The organism is Brachybacterium avium (assembly GCF_002216795.1).
Taxonomy (GTDB): Bacteria; Actinomycetota; Actinomycetes; order Actinomycetales; family Dermabacteraceae; genus Brachybacterium; species Brachybacterium avium.
In genome coordinates this window covers 590,058-616,381 of sequence record NZ_CP022316.1, presented here as the reverse complement: position 1 = coordinate 616,381, position 26,324 = coordinate 590,058, and the positions used below count along the sequence as shown (strand labels likewise).

Annotated in this window: 23 protein-coding genes; 13 read left to right on the top strand and 10 right to left on the bottom strand. The window is 71.6% G+C overall.

Features of this window, described 5'->3' with window-relative positions; all coding sequences use genetic code 11:
- Nucleotides 1–21: 21 nt before the first annotated feature.
- From CFK39_RS02820 to CFK39_RS02805, 4 genes are all read right to left on the bottom strand, one after another.
- Nucleotides 22–1,023 (bottom strand): acyltransferase, encoded by a 1,002-nt coding sequence (locus tag CFK39_RS02820; RefSeq protein ID WP_157697037.1) that lies wholly within the window; start codon nucleotides 1,021–1,023, stop codon nucleotides 22–24.
- A gap of 84 nt (nucleotides 1,024–1,107) precedes the next feature.
- Nucleotides 1,108–2,868: a DUF6541 family protein gene (locus CFK39_RS02815; RefSeq protein ID WP_245822856.1), complete on the bottom strand. Its 1,761-nt coding sequence runs from the start codon at nucleotides 2,866–2,868 to the stop codon at nucleotides 1,108–1,110.
- Between the two features lie 166 nt (nucleotides 2,869–3,034).
- Nucleotides 3,035–3,457 carry a DUF2304 domain-containing protein gene (locus tag CFK39_RS02810; RefSeq protein WP_089064189.1) on the bottom strand — a complete coding sequence of 141 codons (423 nt, stop codon included), beginning with the start codon at nucleotides 3,455–3,457 and terminating at the stop codon, nucleotides 3,035–3,037.
- Nucleotides 3,458–3,461: 4 nt separating this feature from the next.
- Nucleotides 3,462–4,787, bottom strand: a complete 1,326-nt coding sequence (locus CFK39_RS02805; RefSeq protein ID WP_089064188.1) for a nucleotide sugar dehydrogenase — start codon at nucleotides 4,785–4,787, stop codon at nucleotides 3,462–3,464.
- A 175-nt stretch (nucleotides 4,788–4,962) separates the two neighbouring features.
- Between CFK39_RS02805 and CFK39_RS02800 the strand changes: the two genes are divergently transcribed.
- Entirely contained in the window at nucleotides 4,963–5,682 is a 720-nt protein-coding gene (locus tag CFK39_RS02800) for a glycosyltransferase family 2 protein (protein ID WP_089064187.1), read from the top strand.
- Between the two features lie 41 nt (nucleotides 5,683–5,723).
- On the opposite strand, the gene CFK39_RS02795 is transcribed toward CFK39_RS02800, so the two are convergent.
- Both CFK39_RS02795 and CFK39_RS16625 read right to left on the bottom strand, forming a co-directional pair.
- Entirely contained in the window at nucleotides 5,724–6,347 is a 624-nt protein-coding gene (locus CFK39_RS02795) for an LCP family protein (RefSeq protein WP_245822984.1), read from the bottom strand.
- A 29-nt stretch (nucleotides 6,348–6,376) separates the two neighbouring features.
- Nucleotides 6,377–7,018: a hypothetical protein gene (locus tag CFK39_RS16625; RefSeq protein ID WP_245822854.1), complete on the bottom strand. Its 642-nt coding sequence runs from the start codon at nucleotides 7,016–7,018 to the stop codon at nucleotides 6,377–6,379.
- A 282-nt stretch (nucleotides 7,019–7,300) separates the two neighbouring features.
- Between CFK39_RS16625 and CFK39_RS02790 the strand changes: the two genes are divergently transcribed.
- The 6 genes from CFK39_RS02790 to CFK39_RS02765 all read left to right on the top strand — a co-directional run bounded on the left by CFK39_RS02790 (nucleotide 7,301) and on the right by CFK39_RS02765 (nucleotide 14,330).
- Nucleotides 7,301–8,308, top strand: coding sequence for a glycosyltransferase (locus tag CFK39_RS02790; RefSeq protein WP_089064186.1), 1,008 nt, complete (start codon nucleotides 7,301–7,303; stop codon nucleotides 8,306–8,308).
- Entirely contained in the window at nucleotides 8,305–9,189 is an 885-nt protein-coding gene (locus CFK39_RS02785; protein ID WP_089064185.1) for a glycosyltransferase, read from the top strand. The genes CFK39_RS02790 and CFK39_RS02785 overlap by 4 nt, the downstream gene beginning before the upstream one ends.
- 111 nt (nucleotides 9,190–9,300) lie before the next feature.
- Nucleotides 9,301–10,461 carry a UDP-galactopyranose mutase gene (gene glf / locus CFK39_RS02780; RefSeq protein ID WP_089064184.1) on the top strand — a complete coding sequence of 387 codons (1,161 nt, stop codon included), beginning with the start codon at nucleotides 9,301–9,303 and terminating at the stop codon, nucleotides 10,459–10,461.
- A gap of 56 nt (nucleotides 10,462–10,517) precedes the next feature.
- Nucleotides 10,518–12,623: a glycosyltransferase gene (locus tag CFK39_RS02775; RefSeq protein ID WP_089064183.1), complete on the top strand. Its 2,106-nt coding sequence runs from the start codon at nucleotides 10,518–10,520 to the stop codon at nucleotides 12,621–12,623.
- The gene (locus CFK39_RS02770) at nucleotides 12,620–13,546 is read left to right on the top strand and encodes an ABC transporter permease (RefSeq protein WP_089064182.1); all 927 of its coding nucleotides are present in this window, start codon (nucleotides 12,620–12,622) and stop codon (nucleotides 13,544–13,546) included. The genes CFK39_RS02775 and CFK39_RS02770 overlap by 4 nt, the downstream gene beginning before the upstream one ends.
- A 13-nt stretch (nucleotides 13,547–13,559) precedes the next feature.
- Nucleotides 13,560–14,330 (top strand): ABC transporter ATP-binding protein, encoded by a 771-nt coding sequence (locus CFK39_RS02765; protein ID WP_089064181.1) that lies wholly within the window; start codon nucleotides 13,560–13,562, stop codon nucleotides 14,328–14,330.
- A 36-nt stretch (nucleotides 14,331–14,366) separates the two neighbouring features.
- On the opposite strand, the gene CFK39_RS02760 is transcribed toward CFK39_RS02765, so the two are convergent.
- On the bottom strand, nucleotides 14,367–15,095 hold the full coding sequence (locus CFK39_RS02760; RefSeq protein WP_089064180.1) for a TIGR03089 family protein: 729 nt from the start codon (nucleotides 15,093–15,095) through the stop codon (nucleotides 14,367–14,369).
- Entirely contained in the window at nucleotides 15,092–16,126 is a 1,035-nt protein-coding gene (locus CFK39_RS02755) for a coenzyme F420-0:L-glutamate ligase (protein ID WP_245822852.1), read from the bottom strand. Before CFK39_RS02755 ends, CFK39_RS02760 begins: the two co-directional genes overlap by 4 nt.
- A 227-nt stretch (nucleotides 16,127–16,353) precedes the next feature.
- Here CFK39_RS02755 and CFK39_RS02750 point away from each other — a divergent pair, with 227 nt between their 5' ends.
- Genes CFK39_RS02750 through CFK39_RS02740 form a run of 3 tightly spaced genes read left to right on the top strand, consistent with a single transcriptional unit; the run spans nucleotide 16,354 to nucleotide 21,691 of the window.
- Complete coding sequence (locus CFK39_RS02750) at nucleotides 16,354–16,653, top strand: WhiB family transcriptional regulator (protein WP_089064178.1); 300 nt, start codon at nucleotides 16,354–16,356, stop codon at nucleotides 16,651–16,653.
- Between the two features lie 12 nt (nucleotides 16,654–16,665).
- Nucleotides 16,666–20,064 (top strand): glycosyltransferase family 2 protein, encoded by a 3,399-nt coding sequence (locus CFK39_RS02745; protein ID WP_089064177.1) that lies wholly within the window; start codon nucleotides 16,666–16,668, stop codon nucleotides 20,062–20,064.
- Complete coding sequence (locus tag CFK39_RS02740; protein WP_089064176.1) at nucleotides 20,057–21,691, top strand: DUF5719 family protein; 1,635 nt, start codon at nucleotides 20,057–20,059, stop codon at nucleotides 21,689–21,691. The genes CFK39_RS02745 and CFK39_RS02740 overlap by 8 nt, the downstream gene beginning before the upstream one ends.
- Nucleotides 21,692–21,734: 43 nt before the next feature.
- On the opposite strand, the gene CFK39_RS02735 is transcribed toward CFK39_RS02740, so the two are convergent.
- Nucleotides 21,735–22,190, bottom strand: coding sequence for a metallopeptidase family protein (locus CFK39_RS02735; protein WP_089064175.1), 456 nt, complete (start codon nucleotides 22,188–22,190; stop codon nucleotides 21,735–21,737).
- Nucleotides 22,191–22,291: 101 nt separating this feature from the next.
- Here CFK39_RS02735 and CFK39_RS02730 point away from each other — a divergent pair, with 101 nt between their 5' ends.
- The gene (locus tag CFK39_RS02730; protein WP_218192278.1) at nucleotides 22,292–22,666 is read left to right on the top strand and encodes a DUF3499 domain-containing protein; all 375 of its coding nucleotides are present in this window, start codon (nucleotides 22,292–22,294) and stop codon (nucleotides 22,664–22,666) included.
- Nucleotides 22,659–24,326, top strand: coding sequence for a phosphomannomutase/phosphoglucomutase (locus CFK39_RS02725; RefSeq protein ID WP_089064173.1), 1,668 nt, complete (start codon nucleotides 22,659–22,661; stop codon nucleotides 24,324–24,326). The genes CFK39_RS02730 and CFK39_RS02725 overlap by 8 nt, the downstream gene beginning before the upstream one ends.
- 12 nt (nucleotides 24,327–24,338) lie before the next feature.
- Here the strand turns inward: CFK39_RS02725 and CFK39_RS02720 are convergent, their stop codons facing one another.
- Complete coding sequence (locus tag CFK39_RS02720) at nucleotides 24,339–25,190, bottom strand: RDD family protein (RefSeq protein WP_089064172.1); 852 nt, start codon at nucleotides 25,188–25,190, stop codon at nucleotides 24,339–24,341.
- A 116-nt stretch (nucleotides 25,191–25,306) separates the two neighbouring features.
- Between CFK39_RS02720 and CFK39_RS02715 the strand changes: the two genes are divergently transcribed.
- Nucleotides 25,307–26,302 (top strand): stage II sporulation protein M, encoded by a 996-nt coding sequence (locus tag CFK39_RS02715; RefSeq protein WP_089064171.1) that lies wholly within the window; start codon nucleotides 25,307–25,309, stop codon nucleotides 26,300–26,302.
- The last annotated feature ends 22 nt before the right edge of the window (nucleotides 26,303–26,324 follow it).

Genomic DNA, 26,324 nt, shown 5'->3' with positions numbered 1-26,324 from the left:
CTGCGCCTTCGGAGATCTCCCTCAGAGGATCGCACGCAGACCGGGCACCCGCTTGCCGAGCAGGGCGATCGCGAAGGACACCGCCGTCACCACCACCAGCAGGGCAGTCACGGTGAGGACCGATTCCTCCGGCCAGCCCAGTTCCCGCAGACCCACCAGGATCGCGAAGTGGACGAGGAACACGCCGAACGTGGCGTCGCCGATCCGGCGCAGCCGCCTCTCCGTGCGGGCCGCGACGGACCAGTCCCGGCCCAAGGCCATCAGCGCGATCACCAGCGCCAGGGACAGCAGCATCACGGTCGGTGCCACGTAGGTGGGCAGCAGGAACTTTCCCGGGGGTGTCGCCGTGACGCGGGAGATGTACGCCCACACGGTCGCCGCCGTGGTGACCGGGACCGCCGCCAGCAGCAGCCACCGTCCCCCGACCCGTCCCACCGGTGCCGTCCACGCGGCGCGGCCCAGCACGTAGTACCCGATGAACGGCAGGAAGTAGGTGAACACGCCCATCTGCAGCGGCATCAGCGGCTTCTCGAACAGCCCTGTCGTGAGCTGTGGCACTGCCATCACGACGAGCGCCCAACCGGCTGCCACCGCCCCGCAGATCCACGCTCTCCGACCTGAGTCGCCCACATAGGCGGCGATCACGGGGGTGACCACGGTCAGGCCGAGGATCAGCGGCAGGAAGTACAGGTGCGGGTACGACGAGGCCGTCAGCAGGTCCAGCACCTCCTGACGCCAGTCCACCGGCTCGTCCGGCAGCAGGATGCCCATCACCCCGGCGTAGAAGGCGGTCCACACCACGGTGGCCGGGACCAGGCGCCGGAGCCGACGATCCAGGAACTGTGCCGAGCCATGGCGCATCGCTGCGGGCGCCAGGTTCAGCGCCCCCGAGATCATGATGAAGGCCGGGACCGCGGTGGACAGCAGCGAGCGCAGCACGTGCATCAGCACCGTCGATCCGGAGTCGAGATGATCGGCGATGACATGCACCGTGATCACCCCGAGCACCGCGATGATCCGCACCACATCCAGCAGCGGTGCGTAACGCCTCCCCGGACCACGGGAGACGTCTCGGCGCGGACCTCCCCCGGGCCGTCGGGGAGGTGATCAGACGGGGTCATAGCTGCCGTCCCCGGGATCGCAGTCGATCTCGATCATGCGCGAATGGTCCGTGCTGAACAGCAGTGTGCCCAGGTCGGGCCCGGCGAGGTTGACCGAATCGGAGGTCTTGTGGCGGTTGTAGGGCTGCAGCTCCTGGTAGACGTAGGCGATCCCGTTCTCCTCCAGCAGGCGACAGTCGGCCGGATCCGTCGCGGCGTCCTCGGTGGCGTAGAGCAGGTCGCGGTCCAGGTCGGTGTAGGCCATGCCGGCCACCGGCAGCCGCACGTCCTGGCCGAACAGGGCATACAGGTGTGCCGCGCCCGAGAACGGGCTGGCCAGGACGGTGCCCTCCGGGTCCATCTGCGGTACGTGCTGCTCGAAGAGCAGCCGCTCGTCGGCCTGCAGGAACCGGCCCCTGCCCGGGTAGTCGGCCGCGAGGTTCTTGGCGGCGTTGTCGCTCCGGGCCGGGACCGAGGTGAGGGTCAGCAGGACGGCGGCGACGACCAGCCCTGCCGTCATCGCGGAGGGTCCGCGGGAGGCAGATCGCCGGGCCGGCCACCGCCCCAGCACCCGAGTCCAGCACTGCAGACCCGGCACCACCAGCACGGCGGACAGCATCGCCAGCGGCATCGAGAGACGGTCCTGCCCCCGGTAGAAGAGCGCGGAGAGGTTCAGAGGGGAGTCCAGTGCCGCATCGAGGTAGATCACCGCGATCACGATCCAGGCGATCGCGAGCCAGCGACGCGCCGGGGCGGCCAGTGCGGTGACCAGCCCCGGCCACCACAGCATGGCGATCACCACGCCGAGCGCCATCGGCCACACCGTGAGCAGCCCCAGCAGGACCTCGCCGAGAGCCAGCCACCAGGAGACCTCCAGACCGCCGTTGAACCCCGTCACGTGAGCGCCCAGCGGGGTGAAGGACAGCAGCGCGACGGGCAGCACGGCGAGCACCGGCACCGCGATCAGCGCCGGCCGGCGTCGCCACTGCGGCGCGGCCGTCACGGCGGTCAGCACCGCCAGCAGGATCAGCGCCGTCACCGCGACGTTCGGATGCATGAGCCCGAGGCCCGCCCCGGCGCTGCCGACGGCCGCAGCGGCGGCCAGCGCGGGGCGTGCGGAGATCCCCGGAAGCAGCGCGTTCCAGAGCGCGGCCGCGGCGGCCAGCGCCCCGGGCAGCGCGGCGAAGCCGGAGAGGTTGGGAATGGGGGAGAGGTGGATCCACAGGTCCAGCGGAGTGGCCGGGATCAGGATGGCGGTGACGGCGGCCGCGAAGGGTGCCCACGACACCTCGGCGAACACGGTGCGGGCCAGCAGCGCGATGCCGAGGATCCAGGGCACCACGGCCAGTGCCAGCACGGTCGCGTTGAGCAGTGTGGCAGTGGGGACGCCGGGGACCAGGGCCGCCAGCGCGTGGAAGGCGGCAGGGTAGTAGCTGGGATCCCCCTGCGTAGAGGAGATCACGCCGACCTGCAGGCTCGAGGCGATGCCGGTTTCCCGCACATGCTGCAGCGCCGAGAGATGGTAGAGGGTGTCCCAGCGCTCCAGCACGGCGTCGGGGCGCCCGGCCTGGATCATCAGCGGCACGAGCGCGACCGCCACGGCGCCGGCGATCCACGCGGCACCACCGGGCACTGCGCGCTGTGGGGACAGGGCACCGTCCAGCACCGTCGCCGGCAGCGACACTCCCGCTCGGCGCAGCCCAGCGGCGACGGCGACCAGCAGGACGGCCATGAGCAGGAATGGCAGCAGCGACCAGCGGATCCCCACGATGGCGGCGAGGATCGCGCCGCCCCGGCGATCGCGGCGGCCAGCGCCGGGGCCAGCGCGAGGGAGAGCAGGTGCGAGCCTCCCAGTGTCCTCGCGGCGACGTACCCGGGGAGGTACGCCGCCGCGAGGACGAGGAGGAACGCGAGGACGAGGGCGACCAGGGCGGTCATCCGTCCTGACGGCCGAGCGCCGCGGCACGGTACTCGGCGGGCGGGATGGCCTCATCGAGGGACAGGAGCCGTGCGAGGTAGGTGGTGCGCTTCTCCGCCGCCTTGGTCCGCGCCTCCTGCAGGGCGAGGAACCCCAGCAGCACCAGCACGGTGGCGTACAGCAGGAGATCGGCGCCACGGCCGACGCCGACGATGTTCGCCACCTTCGAGAGCATGCCCGGGAACAGCACCGTGAGGACGGCGAACACCGCGAACGCGATGATCAGCAGGCGGCGCACCGCGAGCTGCTTCGCGCCGCGCTTGATGAACAACCAGGCGACGATCACCACGATCCCCAGCACCAGCAGCAGCTGGATGATGAAGGTGCGGTTGCCGACCAGGGTGGGCCCCAGCCCGAGGATCAGCTCCTGCTCACCCATCGGCTCAGCCCTCCTGGCCCTGCTGGTGGGTGGAGGCGGAGCCGTCGCCGAGGACGAGGCGCGGGGTGCCCGTCCAGTTCTCGGCGGTGGTGATGTTGCGGCCGTCCACGAGCAGCTTCACTCCGGGCACGTCGCTGCTGCCCAGGTCGCGGTACTCGGGATGGTTGGTCTGGACGATCACCAGATCCGCGGCCTCGCCCACGTGGTACGGGGCCCAGCCGAAGCCGGCCAGCTCCTCGTCGTCGTAGAACGTGTCGTGCACCGCGACCTCCGCGCCGTGCGCGCGCAGCGCTTCGACCACCGGGAACACTCCGGAGAACGCGGTCTCCTTCACCCCGGCGCGGTAGGACGCCCCGAGCACCACGGCCCTGACGCCCTGCAGCGACCCGAGCAGGTCCGCTGCCCGCTGGACCAGCTTCGCCGGCACCGAGGCGTTCAGCGTCCTCGCGGTGCGGACCGTCTCCGCGTCCGGATCGGTGGACAGGTACAGCCGCGGGTAGACCGGGATGCAGTGCCCGCCCACTGCGATGCCGGGCTGGTGGATGTGCGAGTAGGGCTGGGAGTTGCTGGCCTCGATCACCTTGTACACATCGATGCCGTTGTCCTGCGCGAACAGCGCGAACTCGTTCGCCAGGCCGATGTTCACATCCCGGTACGTGGTCTCGGCGAGCTTCGCCAGCTCGGACGCCTCGGGAGTGCCGAGGTCCCACACCCCGTTGGGCGTGTGCAGGTCCGGCCGCTCATCGAAGGTGAGCGCGGACTCGTAGAACTCTCGCGCCCGCTGCGTACCCGCCTCGCTGATCGCGCCGATCAGCTTGGGGTACTTGCGCAGGTCCTCGAACACTCGCCCGGTCAGCACCCGCTCGGGAGAGAACACGGCGAAGAAGTCCTTCGATTCCTGCAGCCCGGAGAGCTCTTCGATCATCGGCACGAACCGGTTCCGCAGGGTTCCGACGGGGAGGGTGGTCTCGTAGGAGACCAGGGTGCCGGGGGTGAGGTGCTCGGCCAGCGACCTGGTGGCGGCGTCCATCCACGCGAAGTCCGGCTCCCAGGTCGCATCGTCCACGAACAGCGGCACTACGATCACGACCGCATCCGCGCCCGGGATCGCCTCGGCGTAGTCGGTGGTCGCCCGCAGCTTCCCGGCCGGGACCAGCTCGGAGAGCTTCTCCTGCAGGTGCGCCTCACCGGGGAACGGTTCGACGCCCTGGTTGATCAGCTCCACCTGCCGGGGGTTCACATCGACCCCGATCACCTCGTGACCGGCATCGGCGAACTGCACAGCCAGCGGCAGCCCGATCTTCCCCAGTGCGACAACAGCAGTCTTCACAGTGCTCCTCCTCATGGGACTCCTCGCGGATGCCCCGTGCGCGTCGATGACCACCAGGGGCGGTCCACCGTGACAGGGTATCCTCATCGGCCGTCGACGAACGTGCATCTCACGCCGCATCCCCGTCGCTGATCCCACGCCCGCGAGGCGGTCCCGCAGTCCAGGAGGAGAGCCCTTGAGCACGTCCGAACCTGCGCCTGAGGCGGCCGGGGCTCCGGTCTCTCCCGGAGCAGACACCACCTGGTTCGTGGTCCCGCTGTTCAATGAGGGCGAGGTCGTCGGGGATGTCATCCGTGATCTGCGCACCCGGTACCCGCTGGTCGTCTGCGTGGACGACGGCAGTCTGGACGCCTCTGCCCGGATCGCGGCCGAGGCCGGGGCCGCCGTGGTCCGCCATCCGTACAACATGGGCCAGGGCGCCGCGCTGAAGACGGGGATCGACTACGCCCTGCGCGATCCGCACATGCAGCAGATCGTCACCTTCGATTCCGACGGGCAGCACCAGGTCGATGATGCCGCCGCGATGATCGCGAAGCGGCAGGACGAGGGGGTGGACATCGTGCTCGGCTCCCGCTTCCTCGATGCCCGCACCAGGCCCGGGCTGCTCAAGCGCATGGTGCTGCGCGGCGCCGTCTGGTACACGAACCTCACCACCGGGGTGAAGCTCACCGATGCCCACAACGGACTGCGGGTGCTGGGACGGGAGGCCTGTGAGAGGCTCGCGATCGAGCAGAACCGGATGGCGCATGCCTCCGAGATCGTCGAGGAGATCGGGCGTCACAGGTTCACGGTCGCCGAGCACCCGGTGCACATCCTGTACACCGACTACTCGCGCTCGAAGGGCCAGTCGGTCCTGAACTCGGTGAACATCGTCATCGACATGCTCTTCCGCTGAGCGGCACCTCCCTCAGCCCCGCAGGGAAGCTGCGCCGATGTCTACGGCGCGGTGTCCGCTGAGCCGTCCCTCACCTCGGCGAAGAACGCGGCGATGTCTGCGTCGTCGGTGAGGATCGCGACCCCGGAGTGCTTGGTCATGAATTCCGGGTTCTCGATCGGGAGCACGGGGGTGCTGCCGGAGTTCATGGCGCTGCGAGCAGTCAGAGCCATCCTGCTGACGTCAATGATCCCGGTGTTCTCGCTGGTGGTCAGCGCTCCTGAGCCGGCTCCGGCCAGGCGCACCTGGGCGAACGGGTTCAGCAGCACCGAGGGGGTCGTCACGCGCTCCATGAGGGCGCCGACGAACTGCTGCTGGCGCTGCTGGCGCCCCAGATCGGCGGTGGGATCGAAGTAGCGCGCGCGGACGAAGGCCAGTGCCTGCTCGCCTTCGACGTCATGGCAGCCCTCGGTCATCACCAGACCGGATCTCTTGTCATCGACGTCCTGATCGATGCACAGGTTCACGTGTCCGACCGAGTCCACGACGTCGGACACGCCGTCGAAGCCGATCTCGACATAATGGTCCACGGTCAGGCCGGAGAACTGCTCGACGGTCCGGACCAGCAGCGGTGCGCCGCCGAAGGAGTAGGCGGCGTTGAGCTTGTAGCCGCCGTAGCCGGGGATGTCGACGAGGGTGTCCCGGGGCAGGGAGATCAGGTAGCTGTTCCCCCGGGGGCTTTGTGCAGCAGCATCATCGTGTCGGCGCGGGCGCCCTTGGTGCCGTCCTCGCCCACGGCAGCCCCGTCGCGGCGATCGGATCCGGCGATGAGGTAGGTGGTCCCGGGGGTGTTCTCCGCGCCGGACAGCGCTGCGACGTGGTCGATGCGGCTGTTCGCCCAGATCGTCACCCCTGTGCCCCAGCCCAGCACGAGCACCAGCACGAGCACCATCAGCGTCGCTCCGAGCCGGAGCGGTCGCGGAAGGCGGGAGCGACGTCGTGGCGTGCGCGCGGGCGGCGGGCCACCGGGTGGCAGGCTCCCGTCATCGGGGCCGTGCGGGGCTCGCTCCGGGTCGCCGTGCGGCGGGTCGACGGGGCGCTGTCTCCCCTGCTGCTCGTCGTCGGCGCGGGCTCGGTGCACGGCGCCGGGTTCGACGGGGGAGGGCCCCGGAGTGCGGGGCAGCGGGCGGGTCGGGACCGCGCCCGGCCCCGCCGCAGAGGCGCCGTCCGGGCGCTCCCGGGAAGCGGGTCGGTGGCGGGGCACGGCGCGTGCGCTGCCGCCGGCGCGGGCGCGATGGCCGTGAGGGCGGCGGGGACCGCCTGCGCGCGGGGAGCGGGGCGGCGGCTGATCGCTCACAGCTGTCTCCTTCCCGGCGCAGGGCCGTACGGACATGGGGTCGGAGCCGTGTCATCCGGCACCTGGGGGACCCCCGGGATCGGTCCCGGGGCGCATCCAGCGCCGCCAGAGTAGCCGTCACCCGGTTCGACGTGCTGGCGCCGGGCGGCATGTCGGGCGGTGATCGGAGAACCTCCCGAGAACCTTCACACGGCCGCGGCAGGGTGACGGGCCCCGAGGCGTCCGGCTCCGTACACTGTGGAGGCGCCGCCCATGCGGCATGGATCAGCAGCAGGAGGCGCAGTGACTCATCCCGCACCCACCGGCGATCGGACCTCGGACCGAGGTGACGCCCACCCCGATGCGCTCGCGCAGCGGGTGGTGGCCGTGGTCGTGACCTATAACCGCGAGGCACTGCTGCAGCAGTGCCTCGACGGGCTCGCCGCGCAGGAGCGACGACCCGACGCGGTGGTGGTGATCGACAACTCCTCCACCGATGCGAGCGGTGCCGTCGCGGACGCCCACCCACTGGCGGCGGACGTCGTCCACCTCCGGCGCAATGTCGGCGGAGCCGGCGGCTTCGCGGCCGGCATCGCCCGTGCCCTCGTCCGTCACGACGCCGACTGGGTGTGGGTGATGGACGATGACACCGTCCCGCGGCCGACGGCGCTGTCCGAGCTGCTGCGTGCCCTGCAGGCCTCGCCCGTGCGCCTCAGCGTGCTCAGCTCCCGGGCGGTGTGGACCGACGGTCGCGACCATCCGATGAACACCCAGCGCTCCCGCTGGGGCGCGAGCTCCCAGGAGAAGCGCGACGCCGCGCAGACCGGGGGGCGACCCATCCGCACCGCGAGCTACGTCTCGGCGCTGCTGAACGGGCAGGACGTGCGCCGGCTGGGCCTGCCCTATGCGGACTACTTCATCTGGTCGGATGACTTCGAGCACACCGGCCGCCTCCTGCGGCACGGCCGCGGACTCCAGGTGCCGGCGTCCATCGTCGAGCACCGCACCGCCCTCTTCGGGAACGCCCAGTCCGGGCCCGGCGCCCGCTTCTTCTATGACGTGCGCAACCGGCTCTGGGCTCTGCTGCGCACCTCGTCCTTCACCCCTGCCGAGAAGCTCGTGCACGGCGGGGCGACGGGGCTCGGGTGGCTCCGCCTGCTGCTGCGCCATCGCAGCGGTCTGCTCGCAGTGGGTCTGCGCGGCCTGTTCGCGGCGCTGCGGAGCGGACCTCGCCCCTCCGCCGCCGTCCTCGCTGCCGATGGCGAGGCCGCCGCGGACATCCGCGAGATCGAGCGGGTGGCAGGGCGGTGACCTCCGAGGACCCCTCGAGCTCGACGGCGCCGCAGCGCCCGGCGTTCACGGTGCTGATGCCGCTGTGGCGGCGTGACCTGCCCGATCGGCTCGAGCTCGCCCTGCGCACCGCGACCGTGGAGCAGCAGCATCGGCCCGACCTGCTGATCCTCACCGTGGACGGCCCGTTGCCGGCGGCGCTCGAGGCCGTCGTCGACCGGGTCGAGCAGGGCGCGTTCGGGCCCGCGCTGGTGCTGCGCCATGATGCTCACCGCGGGGTCGCCGCCGCCCTCCAGGACGGTCTCGAGTCCAGCCCGCACGACCTGGTGGCGCGGGCGGATGCGGATGACATCTGCCGCCCCGAGCGCTTCGCGCTGCAGATCCCGCGGATGCAGGAGGAGCGGCTGGACCTGCTGGGCTCTTCGATGCGGGAGTTCAGCGACCAGGTGCCGCCGGGGACCGGCCCCCTGCGCACCCGACCCCTCGGGCACGAGGAGATCGTGCGCTACCTGCCCCATCACAGCCCTTTCCACCACCCCACGGTGGTGCTGCGACGCTCGGTGGCGCTCGCGGTGGGCGGCTACCGGGACCTCTCCCTGCTCGAGGACTACTGGCTGTGGGAGCGGATGATGCTCGGCGGCGCCCGGATGGGGAACCTGCCCGAGGTGCTCGTGGACTACCGCGTCGACGAGGAGCTGTTCGCCCGGCGCGGCGGCTGGCGCCTGTTCGCCAGCGACGTCCGCCTGCAGCGCCGGATGCTGCTGGATCGGGTGACCACCCCCGGCGGATTCCTGTGCAACCTCGCCCTCCGAGCGACCTACCGCTTCATCCCCGGCTGGGCCCGGCGTGTGGGGTACCGCCGCTTCGTCGAGCGCAGCGATACCGGGCACGGCCCGGCATGATGGCGAACACCTCATCCGGCGTGCCGCGCTCCCGACCCCTGGTGTTCACCCTGCTCGGCTACTGTGACCGGGTCCCCGGCGGACCGTCCGCATGCTTCGAAAGGACCATTAGTGTCGACTCCTGACCTCCTCATCGTCGGCTCCGGCCTGTTCGGCCTGACCATCGCCGAGCGCGCGGTCGCCGAGCACGGCGCGAGGGTGACCATCATCGACCGTCGGCCGCACGTGGGCGGCAACGCCTACTCGGAGGCGGACGAGCAGACCGGCATCGAGGTCCACAAGTACGGGGCGCACCTCTTCCACACCTCGAACGAGCGGGTCTGGGAGTACGTGAACCGCTTCACCGAGTTCACCGGCTATCAGCACAAGGTGTACACGACCCATCAGGGCGAAGTGTTCCCGATGCCGATCAACCTCGGCACCGTCAACCAGTTCTTCCGCTCGGCGCACACCCCCGAGCAGGCACGCGCCCTGATCGCGGAGCAGGCCGGGGAGTTCGCCGGCAAGGATCCCGAGAACCTCAACGACAAGGGCATCTCGCTGATCGGCCGGCCGCTGTACGAGGCCTTCATCAAGAACTACACCGGCAAGCAGTGGCAGACGGACCCCAAGGATCTGCCCGCCTCGATCATCTCGCGCCTGCCGGTGCGCTACACGTACAACAATCGCTACTTCAGCGATACCCACGAGGGCCTGCCGGCGCAGGGATACACCGCCTGGCTCGAGCGGATGGCTGATCACCCGAACATCGACGTGCAGCTGGACACGGACTACTTCGACACCTCCCAGCCGCTGAACCGTGACGCGGTGCGCGGGAACCTCCCCGTGGTCTACACCGGCCCGATGGACCGCTACTTCGACTTCGAGCTCGGTGAGCTGGGCTGGCGCACCATCGATCTGGAGACCGAGCACCTGGACGTCGGCGATTTCCAGGGCACCTCGGTGATGAACTACGCCGATGCCGAGACCCCGTTCACGCGGATCATCGAACCGCGCCACTTCCATCCCGAACGCACTCACTACCCCTCGGACCGCACCGTCATCCAGCGGGAGTACTCCCGCTTCGCGGAGTCCGGGGACGAGCCGTACTACCCGATCAACTCCGGCCGCGACCGCGAACGGCTGCTCGCCTACCGCAGACTGGCCGATGCCGAGCCCCGCACCCTCTTCGGGGGCAGGCTCGGCACCTACCAGTACCTGGACATGCACATGGCCATAGGCTCGGCCCTGTCCATGGCCGACAACAAGCTGACAGACCTGCTGCGCGCGTGACCCGTGCGCCCCGCCGCCTGCGGCGGGATGCTCGATGACCGCCGACGAGGAGCTCCATGAACGCCACCCCTGCCACTGCGACACCGCGTGAGACCGCGGCCCCGGCCGAGGGCGCTCCGCAGCGGCTGCTGCAGCGCCTGATCCTTCCTTTCGAGTCCTCCCCGGACATCGTCCCGCTGTACATCGAGGCGGCTGACGCCCGCTCGGGAGCCACTGGCAGCGCTCTCGGTCTCGGCGGGGGCTCGGACCACGCTCGCCGGACCGCGCCGGAAGGACCCGCCTCCCACGCGACCGTCCAGGCCCAGGTGGACATCAGCGAGCTCAGCGAGCGGCATTCGGTGAGCATCCCCGCACGGAGCATGCGCTCGTTCGGCACCTACTTCAACGCCTTCCCGGCGAGCTACTGGCGCCGCTGGACCCCGGTGCGCGCCGTGCGCCTGAGCGTCCGCACCGCCGGCACCGGGCATCTCGTGGTGATGCGCTCCACCGCGCGAGGCAGTCTGCAGCGGTATGAGTCCCGGGACGTCTCGGGATCAGGGGTGGAGGTCTTCGACCTGCCGCTGACCGCGTTCGGGGACGGCGGCTGGTACTGGTTCGACGCCTACGCCGGTGGCGAGGACCTCGCGATCCTGGACGCCGAATGGAGCGCCGACGCTGATCTGGCGCGGACCGAGGGCAGCTTCTCGATCTCGATGACCACGATGAACAAGGTCGAGTACTGCCTGGAGAACATCCGCACCGTCTCCGAGGATGCCGACCTGCGCGGCCTGCTCGATGTCATGTATGTGATCGATCAGGGCGCGGACCGGCTGAACGACCATGCCGAGGAGCTCGCCCCGCTGCAGGAGGCGCTCGGCGCCCAGCTGCAGATCATCGAGCAGGGCAACATCGGCGGTTCCGGCGGGTTCTCGCGCGGCATGTACGAGGCCGCCACCGCGGGCACCTCGACCTACGTCATCAACTGCGACGACGACATCGTCATCGAACCGGAGTCGCTGATCCGGATGATGACCTTCGCGGACTTCGCGACCCGGCCGACCCTCGTCGGTGCCCATATGTTCGATCTCAACAACCGCTCGGTGCTGCACACCTTCGGCGAGGTCGTCGATCCGTGGCGCATCCAGCCGGCGGTCGCCATCCCGGAGGGGACGACCGGGCACGACTTCGCGACGGAGCCGCTGCGCTCGACCCCGTGGCTGCACCGCCGTGCGGACGTCGACTACAACGGCTGGTGGAGCTGCCTGATCCCCACCGAGACGGTGCGTGCGATCGGCCTGAGCCTGCCGGTGTTCATCAAATGGGACGATGCCGAGTACGGGCTGCGAGCGAAGCAGGCCGGCTATCCGACCGTCTCCCTGCCCGGCGCCGGCGTGTGGCACATGAGCTGGGTCGACAAGGACGACCTGGTGGGCTGGCAGGCCTACTTCCATGAGCGCAACCGGATCATCACAGCGCTGCTGCACTCCCCGTACGACCGTGGTGGCAGGGTGGTCAAGGAATCGCAGTTCCTGGACGTCAAGCACCTGATCTCCATGCAGTACTACACCGAGGCGGGCCGGCTGCTGGCGCAGAAGGACGTGCTCGAGGGCCCCGAGGCGCTGCATCCCTCCATCGGCACCAAGCTTCCCGAGATCCGCGCGATGGCGTCGGCCTTCGACGACGCCGCCATGAAGAAGGACCCGGATCTCTACCCGCCGATCCACGTGGACAAGCCTCCCCGCAAGGGCCGCCCCTTCAGCGAGCCGCGCCGGCTGCTGCTGCCCGCATGGACTGCGAAGACTCTGGCCAAACAGCTGCTTGCGCCGCCCAAGCCGCGAGCGGAGGAGAACCCGCAGGCCGCGATCCCGCACCTCGACGCGAAGTGGTGGCGGCTGTCCGCCTACGACAGCGCCCTGGTCTCCAACGCGGAGGGCACCCAGGTGTCCTGGTACAAGCGGGACCCGCGGCAGGTGCGCGAGATGCTCACCGAGGCGCTGAGCACCCATCTGGCGCTGTACCGCGGCTGGAATGCTCTGCGCGACCGCTACCGGGAGGCCTCGGCCCGCATCACCTCCTTCGATGCCTGGCAGCAGACCTTCGCCGAGAACCCGGCACCGGTGCGGGAGCGGGACCGTGCCGGGGAGTCGGCGACGGCTCCGGGCGACGGAGGCAGTGCGGCGTGAGCACCGGCGGTGCCGAAGGCTCGGCGCGGCTGCCCACGCGCGCGGAGCAGGCCGAGGGCTGGCGCGCCCCCGGACAGGACGCCGGCTGGCTGAACCCCATCCGGGAGCGCTTCCTGCTGCGCCTGCTGGTGCGCAAGGAGCTGCGGGTGCGCTACCGCGGCAGCGCCCTGGGCATGCTGTGGAGCTACGTCAAGCCCGCCGTGCAGTTCATCGTCTTCTACATCGCGCTCGGCGTGTTCCTGCAGTTGCAGCGCGACACCCCCGCCTATGCGGTGTACCTGTTCAGCGGCATCGTGGTGGTCAACCTCTTCGGCGAGGTGTTCGGCAACGCCACCCGCTCGATCACCGGGAACCAGGCGCTGGTCTCCAAGATCTACCTGCCCAGCGAACTGTTCCCCTGGGCGAGCATGATCGTGGCGCTGGTGCACTTCCTGCCCCAGCTGCTGGTGCTGCTGGTGGGGGCGCTGCTGTTCGGCTGGCTGCCCTCGTTCACCTCGGCGATCGCCTTCGTGCTGGGCCTGGTGATCCTGGTGGTCTTCACGATGGGTCTGGGCATGATCACCGCGGCGCTGAACGCCGCCTTCCGCGACGTCGAGAACTTCGTGGACCTCATCGTCATGGTCGCCACCTGGCTCTCCCCGGTGCTGTACCGGATCTCGATGGTCGAGCAGGCGATCGGAGGGACCATCTGGTGGTGGCTGTACCAGCTGAACCCGCTGACCATCGTGGTGGAGCTGTTCCACGTCGCGTTCTGGCGGTATTCCCCACCGGTGGTGCAGGGCGTCGCTGCGGATCCGACGCTCGCGGGCCCGGGCGAGCCCTTCGGCCTGTGGTGGGCCGGACTGCTGATCGCCGTCGCGACCTTCGTGCTGGGCACCGTCCTGTTCGAGCGCTCCAAGCGACGCTTCGCCCAGGAGCTGTGAGAGGAGCTGTGCGATGAGCCCGAACATCGATTCCGTGCCTGAATCCGCCGCGATCCCGACCGAGCGCGAGATGGTCCGCATCGAGCACGTCACCAAGCAGTTCTCCCTGCGCCACGACCACTCCCTGAAGGAGCTGGTGTTCTCGGCGCTGAAGCGCAAGAAGCTCGCCGACAGCTTCCTGGCGCTCGAGGACGTGGACCTCACTGTGCATGCGGGGGAGACGGTGGGGCTGATCGGCTTCAACGGCTCGGGGAAGTCGACCCTGCTGAAGACCGTCTCCGGCGTGCTCTACCCGGATCGCGGTCGAGTGCTGCTCCGCGGCCGCGTCGCCGGGCTGATCGAGGTGGGCGCCGGCTTCCATCCCGACCTCTCCGGTCGGGAGAACGTCTTCCTCAACGGTGCGATCCTCGGCATGGGCCGGGAACAGATCGAGGAGAGGTTCGACGAGATCGTCGCGTTCAGCGAGATCGAGGAGTTCATCGATACCGACGTGAAGTACTACAGCTCGGGCATGTTCCTGCGCCTGGCCTTCGCCGTCGCCGTGCATACCGAACCGGATATCTTCCTGGTCGACGAGATCCTCTCGGTCGGCGACGAGCCGTTCCAGCGCAAGTGCCTGGAGCGCATCCGGGAGCTCCAGCAGGCCGGCCGCACCATGATCGTGGTCTCCCATGAGCTGGAGATGCTCGAGCGGCTGTGCACCCGCATCGTGGTCCTGCGCAGAGGCAGGGCGATCTTCGACGGCGACCCCACCGAGGCCGTCGCGACCCTGCGCGCCGGCTGAACCGGGACCCGGCGGGATCCTCCTGCCGGGTCGGGGTCAGAGACGCGCGGTGACGCCCTCCTCCTGCGCCTGTCGCTCGGTGACCACGGCGGCGGGGCCGACGATCCCACCGCCCGTGAGCAGGGCGTCCAGCACCCGGGGGAGGGTGGTGAGCCCGTCGCCGTCCACCAGCAGCCGGGAAGGGGTGGTGGGACCGCCCTGCCCGGGCTCGTCGTCCCCGGCAGCAGCACCGGCCTCGGCGGCGGGTCCGCTCCACGCCGGCAGGGCGACACCGAGCTGGTCGGAGCTCCCGCGCACCTCGCTCAGCCAGTCGTGGGCCAGCGGCGGAAGCTCCGCGCTGAAGCGGGGCGCGAGCGAGATGGCGTCGAGGGCGAGCACCTCGTCGGCGGCGTCAGCCAGCGGGGAATCCGGGCGGTCCGTGATCATCACCCGCGGCTCCCGAGCTCCGGCGGCGGCCTCCTCGGGGGCCCCGGCCTCGCGCTCGAGCACGGTCACCTCGGCGCCCAGCGCCCAGGACGCCAGCGCCAGCACCAGCCGCTTCCAATGCGGCGGGAGGTCCAGCACCACCTCGTCCCCGGGGGCGAGGTCGATCTCATCGTGCAGGTGCCCGATCGACTTGATCACCCAGTTCGCCAGCACGTGGCCGGACAGCTCGATCCGTGCGGCCTCGCCGTACCAGGCGAGCGCGGGGCGGGCTCCGGTCTGCTCGAGAGCGCGCAGCAGCTGCGAACCGGTCTGCGGCGACGGGGTGGCGGGGATGCTCATGAGGGCTCCTGGAGGGGGTCGGGAACGGAGATCTCGACCGTGATCTCCGGCAGGGGGGTGCTGAGGGACTCCGCGCCCAGCGCGGTGCGGAGCCGTTCGGCGGTGGTCGCGGCGTCGATCAGTGCAGCGCCGGAGGCATCGACGGCCTCCACCACGATATGCGGGGTCGGCCCGTCCTCACCGAGCATCCGCACGGACGCGGTCGAGGGCTGCTGATCCCGGCGCGGCACAGCGGCGACCGCCAGTGCCCGGGCGATCCGCTCCGCCGGCGGCTCCGGGGACATCCTGGCGATGGGCTCCTGTGCGGGACTCAGCCCGAGCGCGACCCACACCGACTCGAGGCTGGGGCGCCGGAACCAGTCCTCCGCCCCGGTGCGCGAGAGCTCGCGGGCAGGGATGTCCAGCGCCGTGGCGCCGGGCACCCCGCGCACCAGCGCGGCAGGCACCCCGCTGGACTTGCCCTTGACCAGATCCGCGGCGGCCGCGAGCTCATCGGCGAGGTTCCGGACCGTGACGGTGAGCGGGCGGCCGTCGGCATCCAGCCCTCCGCGCAGATCCTGCAGTGCGGCGACCCCGGCCGCCCCGAGTGCGATGTCTCCCACCCCGACCCGCCAGACGCGGGAGGAGGTATCAGTCAGCAGCACTCCGAGATCCACCCCCAGCGAGGTGACCAGCGCCTCACGCAGCGCTCGCGCGCAGGCATCGGGATCCTCGGGCAGCAGCAGCGGCCCGTCGGGTGCATTGGAGGAGTCCACGCCGGCCGCCGCCATCACCGGGCCGGACGGGATCTGCACCACCGAGGTCACCACGCGGGTGTGCAGCCGACGGGCGACGGTGCGCACCCCCGCATCCGCGACCGCCTGCTCGCGCTGTGCAGGGTCCACGCGCAGGCCGAGAGCCTTGGAGACGACCTTGGTGGACAGGCACAGCACATCGCCGTCCCGGGGCTCCAGCGGCCTCAGGGCCGCGCCCAGCTGGGAGGCCAGGTCGTCCCCCTCGCGGATCTCGCCCAGCCCCGTGACGGGCAGCACGCGGAGCTCCTGGTGCGGGGGGTCCGCGGGGGAGGATGGGGCGAGCTGTGTGGGCGGATGAGCAGCGGGCACGAGGGCCTCCCGGGGCGAGGGTTCGATGGTGAGATGCAAGGCGACGCGCCGACGCCGCTTGACGGACCATAACTACACCGGTGTACTTTAGGCCCGACGAGCCTTCGGTGGTGAACGCATCGGTGGTCAATGCAGGAGTGGAAGGAGCGGTGGCGATGGACGAGAACCGTGTCGACGATGATGCGCGTGCAGAGCTGTCCCTGCTCGATGTCGCCGGGCAGGACTCCGACGATGCCGAGCTGACCTGGCAGGAGCGCGCGCTGTGCGCGCAGACCGACCCGGAGGCGTTCTTCCCCGAGAAGGGCGGCTCCACGCGCGAGGCCAAGAAGGTGTGCGTCTCCTGCGAGGTGCGCGCCGAGTGCCTGGAGTACGCGCTGGAGAACGATGAGCGCTTCGGCATCTGGGGCGGGCTGTCCGAGCGCGAGCGCCGCAAGCTCAAGCGCCGGGTGGTCTGACATCCTTCCCCGGTGAGCGACCGTCACATCACCGCGGTCGTCCTGTTGGACGGGACGACGACCGCGTCGACCCATGGTGCGCTGCTCGAGGCGTTGACGGCGCAGTCCCGTCAGCCGGATCGGGTCGCGATCATCGCCCCCTCCGACATCCCCCAGGAGGTGCGGGCGGAGGTCGAGGCGGGGCTCGCCGCCGGCAGCATCCACCGCATCCTCCCGGTCTCCGCCGCGCTGAGCCGTGCCGGGGTGATCCGGGAGACCCTCGAGAGCCTGGGGGACCTCACCGAGATCGGCGCTGCCGGTCCGTCCTCAGTCTCATCCTCCTCCTCTCCTGCCGCGCCCAGTGCGGGCTCCGAGGCCTCGGATGCCGATCCGGCACCGCGCTCCGGGGGCCGACGTGCACGCGATGTCGACAGCGCCGCTGTCGAGCGGGAGCGCACCCAGCAGGCAGAGGATCTCGCCAAGGTCCCTCAGCGCCTCCGTCGGCAGCGATACCGATCCGGGCGACGCGCAGGCACGGCCGACGGGGGCGCCGGCGAGTCGTGGCTCTGGTTCGTGGTCGACGGGGCACCGCCGGCCCCTGACGCCCTGGCGCACCAGCTGGAGATCATCGAGGTGTCCCCGAACACCGCCGCGGTCGGCACCAAACGGGTGCGGCATGCGGACCCCGACGCGCACGAGGATCCGGGGCAGCTGGGTGTGGAGGGCGCCGATGCGCTCGTGGACGTCGGCCTCACCCTCACCCACAGCGGCCGGATCATCACCGGGGTCGACCCCGGGGAGATCGATCAGGGGCAATCGGACTGGCGCCACGACGTGCTCGCCGTCCCGCTGCCGGGAATGCTGGTGCGCGAGCAGACGCTGCGCGAGATCGGCGGCCTCGATCCGGACCTGCCCGCGCCCTGGGCGGAGATCGACCTGTGCCGGCGCATCTGGCGCTCGGGCGAACGGGTAGCGGTGCAGTCGGCGGCCCGGGTGCTGCATCCGCACCCCACCCGGCCCAGGCTCGAACGCCTCCAGGAGCAGCGCACCGGGCAGCTCCTCGCACTGCTCAAGCAGCGCTCGCCGCTGCACTCGCTGCTCACGCTCCTGCTGCTGCCGCTGGCGACCCTGGTGCGGATGGTCGCTTCGCTCGCCGCCTCGGCGCCCCGCACCGCGCTGATGGAGCTGCGCGCCGCCGCAGCGGTGCTGCCCCGAGCCCGTCGGGTGTTCGCCCGCAGCCTGCGCGAACGTCGCCTGGCGCGCGTGCCGCGGGGACGCCTCGCCCCGCTGTACCTCCCGTTCGGGGAGAGCCTGCGGCGCTGGCTGGACGACACCTGGACCCGGCTCTTCGCCGACGATGATCGCCGACGTCAGATCCGGCGCACCACCTGGGGCGTGGCGGGGACCCATCACGGCCTCGACGACGCGGACTACGGCCGTCACATCGTGTGGACCGTCGTGGTGGCGCTGGGCGCGACCGTGCTGGGGCTGTTCAGCCTGCGCAGCCTGCTCGGCCGCGGCGACCTCATCGGCCCCGGGCTGCGCCCGATCCCCGAGAACCGCGCCGACCTCTGGGCCGCGGCCTGGTCGAGCTGGATCCCCGGCGGTCTGGGGGAGCGCGGACCCGCCGACGCCCTCGTACGGCTGCTCGCCCACCTGCCCCTGGGCGGGAGCCTGATCGTGGAGATCCTGGTGTTCGCCGCTGTGCCCGCCAGCGCCGTGCTGGCCTGGTGGGCCTCCGGAGCGCTGACCCGTGCAGTGGGGTCGCGACTGGTGATCGCGAGCGTCTGGGCACTGGCCCCGTCCCTGCTGACCGCGCTCACCGCGGGCGCCTGGCCGCTGCTGCTGGTGCATCTGCTGCTCCCGCTGCTCGCACTCGCGATCGGCCGAGCGATCGGCCTGCCCCACAAGGTCTCCCAGGCCAGCGTGCCCGCCGCGGCGGCCGCAGGGCTCGTGCTGCTGGTGATCGGTGCCGTGCAGCCCGCACTCGTCGTGCTCGCAGCGCTGGCGCTGGTGCTGGTCGCTGTAGCGGTGCCGGGGCGTCGACGCCGGCTGCTGTGGGTGCTGCTGCCGTCCCTGGCTCTGCACGCCCCGTACCTCCCCACCTACGTCGGGCACCCGCAGACCCTGCTCGCCGTCGCCGGCGTGCCGCCGACCGCCGCCACCGCGACGAGCACGGATCTGCTGACCCTGTGGCCGCTCGCCCCCGGACTGCACGATCTGCTCGCCCCGCTGGTGGGCCCGACCGCCGCAGCGCTGCTGCCGCTGCTGCCCGTCGCGCCCGTGGTCCTCGCCGCGCTGGTCGCCCCGCTGCTGCCCGGAGCCGCCGGACGGGTCGGCCGCTTCGGCCTGCTCGTGGCCGCCTGCGGGATGCTCGGCGTGCTGCTGACGCGCAGCACCTGGGTCGCGGTCGCCGACGGCCGACTCGTCACCAGCGCGCCGCACGCCCTGCTGAGCGTCATCCTGCTCGCCCTGGCCATCGGTGCCACCGCGACCTTCGACGCGCTCGCCCGCCGTGAGGAGCATGACGGCCGCGTCCGACGGGTCCTCACCGGCGCCGTCGGAGCCCTCGTCGCGGCGTCCTGCCTGGTCTCGGTCGCCGGATGGACGCTGCTGCTGCCCGGCCAGCTCCGGATGGACCGCGTCGAGGGCGGCGAGGTCCCCGCAGCCGCCGCGGACCAGGGCCTCACCGGTGCCCGTTCCCGGGTGCTGGTGCTCGAGCAGCTCCCGGACGGGACGGTCGAGGCGCACCTGGTGGTCCACGGCGGCGACTCGGTGATCCAGCACGCGGCGATCGGCGAGGCCCGCGATGTGGACACCGTCCTCGCGGACGGGCCGGTCGACGGTGATCCCGCGTCCACGGCGCTGCGGGACGCGGTGGCCGGGGTGCTCTCCTCCGCCGGGCCGAGCGGGGAGGAGGACCGCGCAGCCCTCTCCGAGCTCGCGGTCGCCTACGTGGTGGTGCACGGCGATCTGGAGCAGCAGTCGGAGCTGATGGGCACCCTCGACAGCTCCACCGAGCTCGAGAAGGTCACCGAGGGGGACCGCGGCGGGATGTGGCGCGTGATCGATGCTGCTCCCCGAGCTGTCATCCTCGGCGGCGAGGTGCCGGTGCCGCTGGACAGCGGAGCCATCGACGCAGCGGGCGTGGTCCCCGCTGACGAGGCGGCACGCACCGTGGTCCTCGCCGAGCGCTTCGATACGCAGTGGCGGGCGCAGCTCGACGGGGTCGAGCTCGACCCCGTCGAGGTGGACGGCTGGGCGCAGGCGTTCGAGCTGCCGGCGGGAGCCGAGGGTGAGGTGGACGTGCACCGACAGCAGCCCCTGCGGCTGCTGTGGCAGCTGCTCCTCTACGGCACGATCGCGCTGACCGCCCTCATCTCGATACCGTGGCGCGCCCGGTCCCGCTCGGTGGAGGAGATGTATGGCTGACCAGACCGCCCCGGAGGAGCCCCTCGACCCTCGCACGCAGCCCGCTGCCCGCCGTGGCGGGGCGCAGCGCCCGCTGCTCGCCCTCGCCGCGCTGGTGCCGCTCGCCCTCGCCGTCGGCGCCGTGGCCACCGCGCCGTCACCGGCACCGCATCCCGTCGAGCATGCCGCCGCGCAGTCGCAGCCGGGGGCGAGCACCCGCTGGTGCCACGGCCCGTTGGAGCTGCCCGAGGGGATCCTCGAGGCAGGACCGGATGCGGAACTCGCCATCACCCCGCCCGACCCTTCCGTCGCGCTGCGCACGGTGTCCGTCGAACCGGCATCCTCGCTGCTGTTCGGTCGCGTCAGCGCCTCGAAGACCCTCCAGGACGAGGACGGCTCCGTCCGTGCGCCCTCGATCGCCGCGGAGACCGTCGACGGCACCGTGCTCGCGGACGACCCCGCCTCGCAGGACCTGGGAGTCTCCGTCCTGGACACGCCGGACGTGGAGGGCGGCCCGCAGGTGATCTCCGCGACCGCAGAAGGCGGCCGCCCGGTGACCGACACCGTCCAGAGCACCCTCACCGGCTCCGGCGACTACCGCTCCCTGGCGCTGACCCGCTGCGCCGAGCCCGTCACCGACGCCTCTTTCCTGGGAGTCTCCACCGGAAGGGGTGACAGCGCCGTGCTGGTGCTGCGCAACCCGAGCGAACGGCCCGCCACCGCCTCGGTGCAGCTGTGGACGCAGGACGGCCCCGCGGCGATGGAGGGACGCAGCCAGGTCGTCGTCGCTCCGGGGGAGGAGCAGCGTGTGCTGCTGGAGTCGGTGGCACCCGGACAGGACGCGGTGGGCGTGGGCGTCTCCGTGCTCGGTGCTCCGCTGTCCATGTACGTCCAGAGCACCGAGCGCGACGGACTCACCCCGGGCGGTGCCGAGATCCTCGCCCCGCTGCCCGCCGCCGGGACGGAGCTGACGATGCCCGGGGTGGAGGTCGCCGGCTCCGCACCCACCCTGGTGCTGGGCAACTCCCAGGGCAGCGGCACCACCGCCTCCGTCGAGGTGGTCGGTCCGGAGGGGCCCGTCCCAGCTGCGGCGGTGGAGTCGATCGACCTGCCCGCCGGCACCGTCGTGAGCACCCCGCTGGAGGGCCTGCCGGACGGCACCTATGCGGTGATCGTCCGGTCCGAGACACCGGTCACCGCCGTCACCCGCAGCCAGCTCACCGGAGCGGACCTGCCGGGGGACACCATCGGTGCACCGGTCGACTTCACCCTGATCTCGCCGGCACCGGCGATCGGCTCGCACGCCATGAGCGCGCTGCCCGGGCAGGGCGAGGCCGGGACGCTGACGCTCAGCGGTTCCGCCGATTCCGCGGTCACGGTGATCCCGATGGCTTCCGACGGCTCCGCGGGCGAGCCGGTGAGCGTCGACGTCGCCGCGGGTGCCACGGCCGCGCTGACCTCCGCGCAGCTGCAGGTCGGCGACGAGCGCGCCGCCGGGATCACCATCGTGCCCGAGGTGCCCGGCGTCGTGCATGCGGGCTGGACCCAGCGGGGCGGCGACGGCACCGAGGCGACGCTGCTCTCGTCCACCCCGGTGCTGCCCGCGCGGAGCGGACAGGATCCAGTCACGGTGCGCCTGTCGCACTGACCCCCGGGACCGCAGCCGGCGCGGGAGCCCGCCGCCCGGCGCCTCACCCCATCCACGCCTCGGGATCCACGTCCTCGGGGGCGATGCCGAGCAGCGAACCGATCTGCTCGGACAGCACCTGCCGCACGAGCGTCTCCTGTTCGCTCTCGTCCTCGCAGCGGGTCTGCAGCGGCCGCCGATAGACGATCACCCGGGCAGGATGCTCCCGCGAGGCCGCGATCACGCGCCCCAGCAGGACGGTCGGCTGCTCCCAGGGGGCAGGATCAGCCGAGGGCACCTCCTCGACCAGCACCTGCAGGTGCGCGAGGCGGCGGGGGAACCGTTCAGCGAGCGCGGCGCCGGCATCGGCCACCAGATCGTCGAAACGCTCCCGACGGCTGCGGTACCCGGGGAGGTGAGGCGGGATCAGATCCCAGCGCCGGCCCCGTCCCCGACGGTCGCGACGACGGGGACCCTGGCGAGGGCCCGGCGCCCCGGGGCGCAGCGGCTGGACGTCCATGGGCGCACTCTATCGGCCCCTCCTGATCCCGTGATCCGTACCGGACCCCACCGGGGATCGCAGGGCGCGCCGTCGGCCGGGCCCAGTCCCGCCTGCGTAGACTGCGGGGCGTGCCTGCTCGAGAATGCTCCCGGACCGCCTGCTCCAGGCCCGCTGTCAGCTCACTGACCTTCGTGTACGAGGATTCCACCGCGGTCCTGGGTCCGTTGTCGCGCCTCAGCGAGCCCCACGCCTACGACCTCTGTCGAGAGCATGCCTCCCGGATGACCGCGCCGCGCGGCTGGGAGCTGCTGCGGGTCGCCGGCGGCACCGAGGCCAGCGACGACCTGGTGGCGCTCGCCGACGCCGTGACCCGGCCCCCGGCAGCGGAGCCGACGACGGCCCCTGCACGGTCGCCGCGATCCTCACGCGATCCCGCACCCCGTGAGCAGACCCCCGCCCGCCATCTCCACGTCGTCAGGAGCCCCCATGAGTGAGCAGCCCTCCTCGCTGCCCCTCCCCGGCACGGGAGCCAGCGATCTGTCCGGCATCGTGCTGGCCAACGACATCCGCGGCCGTGCAGGGCAGACGCTCACCGCCGAGATCGCTCGCGCGCTCGGCGCCGCCTTCGCCGACCAGCTGGACGCCCCGGCGCTGATCGTCGCCCACGACATGCGACTGAGCTCCCCGGAACTGTCCCGGGCCGTCATCGATGGAGCGGTGCGCCGCGGCGCGATCGTGGCCGATGCAGGGCTGTCCTCGACGGACCAGCTCTACTGCGCCTCGGGTCAGCACCAGGCGGCCGGCATCATGGTGACCGCTTCTCATAACCCGGGCGGGGACAACGGCTTCAAGCTGTGCCTGCCCGGGGCGCGCCCGGTCGGCCGCGACTCCGGTCTCGAGGAGATCCGCCGCGCCGCCGAGGCCTATCTCGATGCCGGCGAGATCCCCGTGCGCGGCGAGGGCCGTGCTGAGGAGATCGACACCCTGGAGGACTACGCCGTCGCGCTGCAGGCGCTGGTGCCGCTGCCCGAGGGGCGCAGAGTGCGCGTGGTCGTGGATGCGGGCAACGGTATGGCGGGGCACACCGCGCCCACCGTGCTCGGCACGCTCCCGCAGGTCGAGCTCATCGACCTCCACTTCGCTCTCGACGGCAGCTTCCCGAACCACCCGGCGGATCCGCTGCGCCCGGAGAACCTGCGCGATCTGCAGGCGGCGGTGGTCCGCGAGGGGGCCGATCTGGGGCTCGCCTTCGACGGCGATGCCGACCGCTGCGTGGTCCTGGACGAGCAGGGGACGGCGGTGTCTCCCTCCGCGATCACCGCACTGATCGCACAGCGGGAGATCGCGCGTGCCCGGGCGGCCGGTCAGGAGCGCCCGGTCGTGGTCGCGAACCTGGTCTCCTCCCGCCACGTGGCCGAGACCGTCCGGGACGCCGGCGGGGAGCATCGGCGCACACCCGTCGGCCACTCCGTGATCAAGACGATCATGGCCGAGGTCGACGCCGTGTTCGGGGGCGAGCACTCCGCCCACTACTACTTCCGGGACTTCTACTTCGCCGATTCGGGCATGCTCGCGGCGCTGCACGTGCTGGCCGCGCTCGCCGAGACCGAGGAAACGGCATCCGCACTGGTCGCGGCTCATTCCCCCTATGCCGCCAGTGGAGAGATCAACTCCCCCGTGACCGATGCGGCGGGCGCCCGTGAGCGGGTGCGCGCGCACGTCGCCGCGTGGCCCGGGGTGAGGATCGATGATCTTGACGGGCTCACCGTCCAGCACTGGGATCAGGACATCCCGGCCGAGGACCGCTGGTGGTTCTCCCTGCGCTCCTCGCACACCGAGCCGCTGCTGCGCCTGAACGTCGAGGCGGAGCAGGCCGCGACCATGGCCAGGATCCGCGACGAGATCCTCACGCTCTCGCAGGCCGAGGCGGAGATGGGGGCCGAGACCGAGGGCGCCGGTGCACTGCCCGCAGGAGCCAGCGGAGCGGACGTGCCCGGCTGGCTGCGATCCATCCTGCGCTGTCCGGACTGCGGCGGCGAGCTGCGCGACGTCGAGCGGGCGCTGCAGTGCATGCTCTGCGCCCGGGTGCACACGGTCGAGGATGGCATCCCGGTGCTCATCGCCGGTCGTCAGCAGGCACCGGCCTCCCACTGAGCTCTCGCCGGCTCAGCCGGTGAACGGCACCGCGCGGACCTCGGCCGACAGCTCCTGCTGCCGCTCCTGACGGTGGCGCAGACGGACCTCGTCCCGCCGCGACCGCTCGGAGATCACCGCCGCGAGGAACTCCTCGGGATCGGTGCCCGGCGGGGGAGCCGGGGCGACGTGCGGCAGGGTGCGACGCAGCAGGTCGCGGGACAGCTGGCGCCGGGACTCGGCGTTGATGGTCGTGGCCCGGGGCAGGAACGAGCGGATGTCCTGCATCAGGGTGAGCGGCAGGCGGCCGACGTCCGCGCCCAGCACCCAGTCGCGCAGCGAGACCGGTACCTCGACCCGCTGAGGAGCCAGGTCGCGCATGCGCTCCTGGATCACCATGGTCCCGGCCAGCAGATCTCCGACCCGTCGGGAGCGGCGATCGATCACGGCGCAGGTCAGTGCGACGGCGCCGGAGGTCGACCAGATCTCGAACATCGCCATCACCGCACGGATCAGGCTCTGTCGCACATGCACCGGACCGCCGTCGTCCCGCACCACCCGGGTGCCCATCACCAGTCGACCCACCGACCGGCCGCGCAGCAGCAGCTCGCACAGCACCGGATAGCCGACATAGGCGAGCACGCTCATGGTGAGCACCCCGGCGGCGACGAAGCCATCGTCGAGCTCCACGCGGACGGCGGCCCAGGCCACCCCGATGGTGCCCCCGACCAGCAGCACCAGCTGGAGGACACCGTCGATCACGGCGGACAGCATGCGCACGGCGAAGGAGGCCGGACGCAGATCCAGCATCACCGCATCCCCGGTGATCAGCGCATCACGAGCACCGGGGGAGGAGGCCGCGGATACCGCACCGATGGTTACCATGGCCCCATCCTGACACCGCCGCCGCGCCTCCGTGAGCGTCGACCGTCGGCTTCCGGCCCTCCCGGCTCCGACTTTCGTCGGCGGCCCGGGGCGGCGGCGCACCCTACCCTGAGGAGGTGGACACCGACGCCTTCATCGCCGTGCACCGACCGCAGTGGGAGCGGCTGCGGGAACTGACCCGCAGCCGCACCCTCGACGCGGCCGGGATCGACGAGCTGCTCTCCCTGTACCAGCAGACCTCCACCCACCTGTCCACCGTCCGCTCCACGAACCCGGACCCGGCGCTGGTCTCCCGGCTGTCGCTGCTCGTGCACCAGGCCCGGCTGCGGATCACCGGCGCTCGAACGCCGCTGTGGAAGCACGCCCGCACCTTCTTCTGGGAGGACCTGCCCGCGGCGCTGTACGAGGCGCGCTGGCCGGTGGCGCTGGCGGCCGGCATCTTCCTGCTCTCGGCCGTGGCGAGCGGGCTGTACTTCGGCCTGGACGCGACCGCGCGGGAGCTGATGATCCCCGAGGCGGAGCAGCGCATGCTGGTCCAGCGCGACTTCGTCAGCTACTACTTCGACGGAGAGGCCTCAGGATTCGCCGCCAACGTGTGGACCAACAACGCCTGGATCGCGGTGCAGGCGGTGGTCTTCGGCGTCACCGGGTTCTGGCCGCTGGTGATGCTGGTCCAGAACGGGCTGAACGTCGGCCTGTCCGCCGGGGTGATGGGCGCCCATGGCGGTCTCGGGACCTTCTTCGTGTTCATCCTCCCGCACGGACTGCTCGAGATCACCGCCGTGCTGGTGGGGGCGGGCGCCGGGCTGCGCACCTTCTGGGCCTGGGTCCGGCCCGGTCCGCTGCCCCGCCTGTGGGCCCTGTCCCAGGCGGCCCGAGCCCTGGTCACCGTCGCGATCGGGCTGGTCCCGGTGCTGCTGGTGTCCGGTTTCATCGAGGGCTTCGTGACCCCCAGCTCCCTGCCGCCGGCCGTGCGGATCGGCATCGGTGCCGTGGCCTGGCTCGCCTTCTTGGTGTTCATGCTGGGGCGCGGCCGCCAGGTCCATCGCGCCGGCGTCACCGGAGACCTCTCCGAGGAGCTGGTCGGCGCTCATGTCGCGACCGCCGGGTGAGACGGGCTCGCCCCGATCTGGC